Annotated in this window: 7 protein-coding genes; 6 read left to right on the top strand and 1 reads right to left on the bottom strand. The window is 64.6% G+C overall.

What is annotated here, in order from left to right; all coding sequences use genetic code 11:
* The 5 genes from GJ633_RS03360 to GJ633_RS03340 all read left to right on the top strand — a co-directional run.
* Window positions 1–1313, top strand: a 1313-nt coding sequence (locus GJ633_RS03360) for an ABC transporter substrate-binding protein (protein WP_156587154.1), incomplete at its 5' end; no start/stop codon positions are given.
* Window positions 1314–1489: 176 nt separating this feature from the next.
* Window positions 1490–2287 carry a carbohydrate ABC transporter permease gene (locus GJ633_RS18185; RefSeq protein WP_156587152.1) on the top strand — a complete coding sequence of 266 codons (798 nt, stop codon included), beginning with the start codon at window positions 1490–1492 and terminating at the stop codon, window positions 2285–2287.
* Window positions 2284–3195, top strand: a complete 912-nt coding sequence (locus GJ633_RS03350; RefSeq protein WP_156587151.1) for a carbohydrate ABC transporter permease — start codon at window positions 2284–2286, stop codon at window positions 3193–3195. Before GJ633_RS18185 ends, GJ633_RS03350 begins: the two co-directional genes overlap by 4 nt.
* Window positions 3196–3310: 115 nt before the next feature.
* The gene (locus GJ633_RS03345) at window positions 3311–4459 is read left to right on the top strand and encodes an ABC transporter ATP-binding protein (RefSeq protein WP_156587150.1); all 1149 of its coding nucleotides are present in this window, start codon (window positions 3311–3313) and stop codon (window positions 4457–4459) included.
* A gap of 246 nt (window positions 4460–4705) precedes the next feature.
* On the top strand, window positions 4706–5857 hold the full coding sequence (locus tag GJ633_RS03340) for a mandelate racemase/muconate lactonizing enzyme family protein (protein ID WP_156587148.1): 1152 nt from the start codon (window positions 4706–4708) through the stop codon (window positions 5855–5857).
* Between the two features lie 5 nt (window positions 5858–5862).
* Here GJ633_RS03340 and GJ633_RS03335 read toward each other — a convergent pair whose 3' ends face one another.
* Window positions 5863–6873: a D-glycerate dehydrogenase gene (locus GJ633_RS03335; protein ID WP_156587146.1), complete on the bottom strand. Its 1011-nt coding sequence runs from the start codon at window positions 6871–6873 to the stop codon at window positions 5863–5865.
* Window positions 6874–6978: 105 nt separating this feature from the next.
* Here GJ633_RS03335 and GJ633_RS03330 point away from each other — a divergent pair, with 105 nt between their 5' ends.
* Complete coding sequence (locus tag GJ633_RS03330; protein ID WP_156587144.1) at window positions 6979–8211, top strand: hydroxyacid-oxoacid transhydrogenase; 1233 nt, start codon at window positions 6979–6981, stop codon at window positions 8209–8211.
* Window positions 8212–8267 lie beyond the last annotated feature (56 nt).

Below are 8267 nucleotides of genomic sequence, written 5' to 3'. Positions count from 1 at the left end.
GCGGAGACGGCGGCGACGGTGGCGACGGCGGCGACGGCGAAGATTGGCCGGACCTCTCCGGGCGAAGCGTGCACGTGCTGACCGAGATGGGCACGGCGGAACAACAGGAGTACTGGAACGAACTCGCCGCGGCGTTCACCGAGGCGACCGGCGCCAACGTGAACATGGAGTACGTCGGGATCGGTACCGGGTACCGCGAGCGCCTGACCCAGTTGCTCCAGGCCGGAGACCCCCCCGAGGTCACTCACACCGGACAGCAGGACCACGTGACGTTCGCCGCGAACGACCAGGCGGGCGACCTCACGCCGGCAGTGGAGTACTTCGAGGAGTACTACGGCACGGAGCTGACGACGGAACGGGGTGCCGTGACGTTCGACGACACCCACTACCTGATGCCGCTTTTCATCAACGCGGACCTGTACCACTACCGCGAGGACATCATCGGCGACCGCGACGAGAGCTTCCCCGAGACGTGGGACGACGTCCTCACGATGGCCGAGGAGTACGACGAGGGGCAGGGTGGGCTGCGGGCGGAGTACTACCCGCTCGGCCAGAACGACTGTATCAAGTACTACATCCTCAGCGTCGGCTTCTCCAACGGAGCGGCCGTCTGTGCCCGCGACGACAGCGGGAATGTCCAGATCGTCATGGACAACGACGAGAACCGGGACCTGTGGATCGAGGTGATGAACTACTGGAAGGAGAAGGCCCCCTACTCCCAGCTCGACACCCAGGGTAGCTGTTCGTCGATGGCCGGTGCGATGGCTTCCGAGATCACCTTCGCGGGCCACTACTTCGGCAACCGGCCGAAGATCCAGTCCGTCCAGGGCGAAACGTCGTTCGCGGCCGACGTTCGCGAGGCCCACGTGCCACGACAGGAAGGTAAAGAAGAGGAGCCGGTCCTCGGTCTCCTCCAGGGGGTGGGGAGCTTCGCCGAGGCCGACGTCGAGGCGGCGAACGAGTACATCAAGTTCATGAGCCAGGAGGAGTGGCTGTTCGACTTCCTCATGCTCGACCCGGTGCACAACGCGCCGATCTTCCCCGAAGTGGCCGAACACGAGGAGTACCAGACCCGGCTGGAGCAGATGCCGGACGCGTGGTCCGAACAGGACCTCCAAGCCCACCTCAGCGAGACCAACCGCCAGACGTTCTCGCAGGAAACCCAGCCCCCGAACCCCTACACGGGCGCGCTGTTCGCGGCGGATCCGCTCTGGCAGCTCGGGTGGAACATCCTCCAAGAGGACATGGACACCGGGCAGGCCATCGACCAGTGTGCGTCGTCGCTGCGTGACATCCTCTCGGAGCAACAGTAAGGAGTCACCACTTCCCACTCCTCTATGAGTTCCCTTTCAGTATTAGAACGGGTATCCGGATTCAATCGGTACCAGAACGCGGTGTACGATCGCCTGTCCAACCGCCGACTGATGGTGGTGCTGACGGTCGTCCCCGTGATACTCCTGTTACTGTTCGTCCTGGTCCTCCCGATACTGTGGGCGATCTGGTCGAGCTTCCACCAGATCCCGCTGTTCCAGCCCGACTGGACCTGGGTCGGCGCGGAGCACTACGTCACGCAACTGACGTCAAACGCGTTCCACTCCTCGCTGTGGAAGTCGGTGATCTTCGCGGTCGGCTCGGTGGCCATCCAGCTGACCGCCGGCATCGGCATCGCGCTGATCATCAACCGCGAGTTCAAGTTCAACAAGGTGGTTCGGGCCATCGTCTTGCTCCCGTACCTCATTCCGACGGCGCTGCTCGGATACGTCGCGCTGTGGATGTTCGACACGAACTGGGGCGTGCTGAATTCCATCCTCGTCAATATCGGTGTCATCGACGTGGGGATCCAGTGGTTCGGCGACCCCAACTTCGCGATGCTCCTGCTGATGATCGCCACCGCGTGGAAGTACGCGATCTTCGCGACGATCCTCGTGCTCGCGCGGCTCCAGCCATCCCGGAGGGGTACTACGACGCGGCACGCGTCTGCGGGGCGTCCCGGTGGCAGAAGTTCCGGGACATCACACTCCCGAACCTCAAGGGCGTCATCTTCATCGTCGTCCTGTTGCGCGGCATCTGGATGTTCAACAAGTACGACATCATCGCCGTGATGACCAACGGCGGCCCGGGTGACGCCACCCAGACCGCCCCGATATACGCGTACAAGCTCGCGTTCCAGAGCTACAACCTCGGCGAGTCGGCGGCGGTGTCCGTCATCCTGTTCGGGATCCTCATCGTCGCCGCGGTGATATACTTCCGGGTCCTCGAACCCGAATCGGAGGTGCGAACCGAATGAGCGAGAGAGACCACGAGACACGAGACACGCTATCGAGCCAGTACCGGAGCGACGTCCCCGTCTGGAACCGGTTGTCCTATCCGACCCAGCGGAAGATACGGACTACCGGCCTGTACGGGATACTCTCCGTGATCCTCGTCACGATACTGTTCCCGCTGTACTGGATGTTCATCACGAGCGTCCGGCCGCAGCGGGAGGTCCAGACGCGGAACCCGACCGTCCTCCCGACGGAGCTGACGCTCGAGAACTACGAGTCGCTGTTCCTCGTGTCTGACTTCCCGCTGTACCTACAGAACTCCGTCACCGTCGTCATCGGCGTGGTGATAGTCACCACGACCCTCGCCACGCTGGGCGGGTACGGGCTGACGCGGTTCAACATCCCGTATCAGAACACCTTCGCCAGGGGGATCCTGTTCGGGTACATGTTCCCGTCGATCCTGCTCGCCATTCCGATGTACATCCTCTGGAGCGACATCGGTCTGATCAACAGTTACATCGGGCTGATATTCGCCGAGACGGCGCTGGCGCTCCCGTTCTCGCTGTGGATCATGTGGAAGTTCTTCCAGACGGTACCGGAGTCGCTGGAGGAGTCCGCTCGCGTCTCGGGGGCGTCGCGCTTCCGGACGATGGTGGACATCGCGTTGCCGATCGCCAAGCCGGGGATCGTCGCGGTCGGGATCTTCTCGTTCGCGATCTCCTGGAACGAGTACACCCTGCCGCGGATCCTGATGCCGGACGCCGACAGTTACGTCATCACGACCGGGATCCAGGCGTTCCAGCAACAGAACACGGTGATGTGGACCGAGATCATGGGCGCGACGTTCCTCGCGTCGCTCCCGGCGTTCCTGTTCGTGTACGCGTTCCAAAAATACTTGCTCGCCGGGTTCGATCCCACTGATATCGGATGATCGCCGATCCACCATTCCACGCGATCGATACATCGGTACCGGGCGAACCGGCGGTACCGGACGGGCCGACCAAGAGCGGTAGCGCACCGACGAACCCAACTCAGAGGACAACACAATGACAACAATCAACGTACAAGATCTTCGGAAGGAGTTCGAGATCTCGAGCGGAGTCGAAGTCGCCGTCGACGGTGTCAACCTCGACATCGACGAGGGCGAGTTCATCACGCTCGTCGGCCCTTCCGGCTGTGGAAAGACGACGACGTTACGCTGTATCGCGGGCTTGGAACAGCCGACGAGCGGAACCATTCGCTTCGACGGCGAAGACGTCACCGAGGTTCCGGCGGAGAAGCGAGGTCTCGCGATGATGTTCCAGAACATCGCGCTGTACCCGCACATGTCGATCATCGACAACATCGCCTACCCCCTCAAGATCAGGGGCGTCTCCAAGGACGAACGATACCAGCAGGCACGCGACGCCGCGGAGGTGATGCAGATCGACGACATGCTCGACAAGAAACCGGGTGACCTGAGCGGTGGTCAGCGTCAGCGAGCCGCGCTGGCTCGGACCGTCGTGCAGGATCCCTTCGCGTTCCTGATGGACGAGCCGCTGAGCGACCTTGACGCGAAGCTACAGATCGAACTCAGGCGGGAGATCCTCCGGGTGCACAAGCGGCTCGGACGGCCGACGGTGTACGTCACGCACGACCAGGAGGAGGCGATGACGCTGAGCGACCGGATCGCGGTGATGAACGACGGCCACATCGAGCAGTTCGGCACCCGCGAACAGGTCTACTACTACCCGAACAACCTCTTCGTCGCCCACTTCATCGGGAACCCGAGCATCAACACGCTCGAGGGCGAACTCGAGAGCCTCGACGGGGAAACCGGTCGTGTGCGAACGCACGGACGGACGCTGGAATTCTCGGTCGACCGATACGAGGCCGCGTCACACGCCGACGACGTCCTCGTCGGCTTCCGTCCGCAGAGCGTGACGCTCGCCGACCTCGTCGACGATCCGGTGTTCGATCTCACCCTCTCGTTCCTCGAGCCGATCGACGACCGTGCGCTCGCGCGTCTCGACGGCCCGGAAGGCGAACTGCGAGCCCTCGTCCCGTCGAACCAGCCGCTGGTCGAAGGGAACGAGGTGCCGGTCGGGATCGACACGGACGAGCTGTTCATCTTCGACGCAACCACCAAGGAACTCGTCGCGACGAGCGGCGTAGCCTCGACGAAGGACGTGTCCCAGTCCGTCAACGTCGACTGAGTTCCGTCTCGGTCGTTCCCCGTTCCCTTCGCGGGCGACACCGCGCGCAACGCGCCAGTGTTTCTCCTCGTCGAGCGGCGCTTCCCGATCTGAGAGGCGACGAACGTGTCGTACCGAGCGGTGTCACGAGCCGGCAGCGACGCGCCCACCGGGAGGGCCCGCGTCTCCGTCCCCGATCGGCAGACGAGCAGACGGACCCGACGATTCAGGGGAAAAGCTTAATAATTGTTCATAGGTCTATGGGGTATGGAGGTCACCGAAGTAGAGGCGATAGTACTGGAAAGTGCGGTTGGAACGATCCCCCTCTCGGGCGGAAAGGGGGGCTCGTTCGACGCGACCGTGACTCCGATCATCGCCCGAATTCACACGGATGAGGGCGTCGTCGGGATCGGCGAAACGTTCATCGAGGACCCCAGCTCGGAGAAGGCGAAGTGGGTCGGACAGTCGATCCGCGGCCTCTCCAAGCACCTCGTCGGCCACGATCCGCGAGAGGTCTGGGATCGCTGGCAGGAGATGTACGTCCACACGAAGCGGACCGGGTCGTATCTGGCTCTGAGCGCCATCGACGAGGCGCTGTGGGACATCAAGGGCAAGAAGGCGGGCGTGCCGGTCTACGAGCTGCTGGGTGGCAAATCGAGCGAGGTGAAGGCGTACGCGACCTTCCCGTACGCGAAACCGATAGACGAGCTGATCGAGGACAGCCAGTGGCTCCACGACAAGGGGTTCGAACTCATGAAGATCGTCGTCGGGAAAACGCACGGGGGCGACATCGAACACGACAAAAAGCGGATTCGAGAGGTGAGCGAGAACGTCCCGGACGGTTTCGGCCTGTCGTGTGACGCGAACACGTCGTACTCGTTCCCCGAGGCGATGGCCGTCGGCAAAACGGCGAGCGAGTGCGAGCTCGGCTGGTTCGAAGAACCGATCGAACACACAGATATCGAAGGCCAGGCCGACCTGAACAGCCGTCTGTCGGTGCCGATATCCGGATACCAGACGCACAAGCCGCACTACCCGGCACGGGATCACCTCGTCGCGGATGCCCTCGAGATCTACCAACCGACGCTGGACCTGTGTGGCGGCGTGACCGCGGCCCAGTCGGTCGCCACGCTCGTCGAGGCGTTCAACAAACGAATGGTGCCGCACACGTTCGGGCCGGGGATCAACTACATGGCCAGCCTGCACGTCGCGACCGCGTCGCCGGTCTGTGACCTGATCGAATTCGCCGTGTACGACGACGAAGCCGACGACCCCGGCGAGTTCGTCGCGAGCCCCTACGTCAAGAACCAGGGCGAGAACATCTACGTGCAGGACGGCGGCGTCATCGAACCGCCAGAAAAGCCCGGCCTCGGGCTCGAACTCGACGAGGACGCCATCGAGGAGTATCGGATAAACTGACCGACCTACTCGTACCCGGCGTCGGCGAGCGCCGAGTGCGGCGGTCGTTCGTCGCGGAGCCCCGCCAGGAGGTTGGTCGCCGTCATCACGGCCATCTCGCTGCGGGTCTCGATCGACGCGCTACCGATGTGCGGCGTGACGGTCAGCTTCTCCGGGGCGTGACGGAGCAGCGAATGGGTCGGCGGGAGCGGCTCCGGGTCGGTCACGTCGAGGGCCGCGTGGCGGATCCAGTCGTTTTCGAGCGCGGCGTCGAGCGCGTCCGTGTCGACGACCTCTCCGCGGGCGGTGTTGACTAGGACCGCTTCGTCGTCCATGAGACGGAGCTCCTCCTCGCCGATCAGTCCCTCCGTTTCCTCGAGCAGCGGGACCTGGAGGGAGAGGAAATCGACGCGTTCCAGCAGTTCGGTCAGCGTGCAGTGCTCCGCGTCGATACCGTAGCTCGCCAGCTCCGCCTCGGCCGCCTCGTTCCGGCTCGTGTGCGTGTAGAGCACGTCCATGTCGAAGCCGGCCGCCCGTCTGGCGAACGCCGTCCCGATCCGCCCGAGCCCGACCACGCCGAGCGTCGCGTCGTGGACGTCCCGACCGAGGAGAATCGTCGGGCCCCACGCGGTCCACTCGCCGTCGTGGACTTGTTGATCGGCCTCGACGACGCGTCTCGCAGCCGCCATCAGCAGCGCCCATCCCAGGTCGGCGGTCGTTTCGGAGAGGACGCCCGGGGTGTGACCGACGGCGACGTCGCGTTCGGCCGCGGCGTCGAGGTCGATGTGGTCGTAGCCCACCGACATGGTCGCGATCGATCGGAGGTCGGGCGACGCGTCTATCACCGCCTCGTCGACCGTGTCCGCGACGTTGCAGAACAACCCGTCCACCCGGAGGTCGGCGACGCGTTCGACGAGACGGTCCCGCGGCGGTGCGGTCGGCTCGTCCCAGACGAACACGTCGCACTCTTCCTCGAGCCGTTCCATCCCCGCCTGCGGAATCTGACGCGTGACGTACACGCGAGGCGTGTCGTGCATGGGTGCAATGCGGATGGGTGCGACAATACTCTTTTCCTCGACGCGAGCCGGGGGACCGATCGATAAACTATTTCACACAGTCACCGCCAATTGCTATCATACATTATGGCGTACGAATCCGAATCTGTGTGGGAGTTCAGCACGGCGGGGAACATCACGTTTGGCCTGGGGGCGGCCGAAGAGCTCGACGACGTCGTCGCGGAGTACGACGCCGAGTCCGTCTTGGTGGTCACGGACCAGGGCGTTGCCGAGGCCGGGATCGTCGACGAGGTGACCGCACCGCTGGACCTCGACGACGTCACCGTCTTCGACGAGGTCGAACCGGACCCGTCGTTGCGGGTGTTCGAGGCCGCGTGCGAGGCCGCGGCGGCCGTCGACCCGGACGTGGTCGTCGGCATCGGCGGCGGGAGTTCGATGGACGTCGCGAAGACGACGAGCGTGGTCCACGAACACGGCGGGGAGATCCTCGACTACGTCGCGCCGCCGACCGGCGGCGGCCGAGACGTCCCGGGGCCGAGCGTTCCGTCGATCTGTCTCCCCACCACGGCCGGAACCGGGTCCGAGACGTCGCCCGTGGCGGTCATCTCCCTGCCGGACGAGGACCTCAAGGTCGGCATCTCGAGCAGATACCAGCGTCCGGACGTCGCGCTCGTCGATCCCGGACTGACCGTGTCGCTTCCGCCCGGACCGACCGCTTCCTCGGGGATGGACGCGCTGTGTCACGCGATCGAGGCGTACGTCACGCAGCGATACGACGCCAAACCCGCCCCGGAGAGCCGGTCGGATCGGCCGGATTACACCGGTCGGTCGCTCGTCACCGACCAATTCGCCAGGGCCGCCATCGAGAACATCGACGACGGGCTCCGCAACGCGGTGAACAACGGTCAGGACATCCAGGCGCGACGGAATATGTCGCTGGGGAGTCTCATGGCGGGTGTCGCGTTCACCAACGCCGGCCTCGGAGCGACGCACGCCATCGCCATGGCCGCCGGCGCGATCCAGCACACGCCCCACGGGGTGACCATCGCCCTGACGCTCCCGGAGGTGATTCGGTTCAACGCGACGAGCGCGTTCGACCGCTACGCCGACGTCGCCGAGCTGCTCGGCGAGGACACCAGCAGGATGAGCCGCGTCGAGGCGGCCGAGGCCGCCGCAACCGCCGTCGAGCGACTCGCTGCGGACGTCGGTATCGAGGGGGGACTCTCGACGCTCGACGTCGATGAGGGAGACGTCGAGCACATCGCCGAACGGGCGAGTAGCCTCCAGCGACTCCTCGCGGGCAACCCTCGGCGCGTCGACCGGGACGATCTCGAAACGATCGTTCGTCGATCTCTGTGATCGAGCGGACGAGCACCCGTGATCGAGCGGGGAGCACAGGCGGGCTTGCGGACCGA

The sequence above is a fragment of the Halorubrum sp. CBA1125 genome (genome assembly GCF_009742825.1).
In the GTDB taxonomy this organism is placed as follows: Archaea; Halobacteriota; Halobacteria; order Halobacteriales; family Haloferacaceae; genus Halorubrum.
Note: the sequence above shows the minus strand (reverse complement) of the source record. Positions and strands in the feature narration are given on the sequence as shown.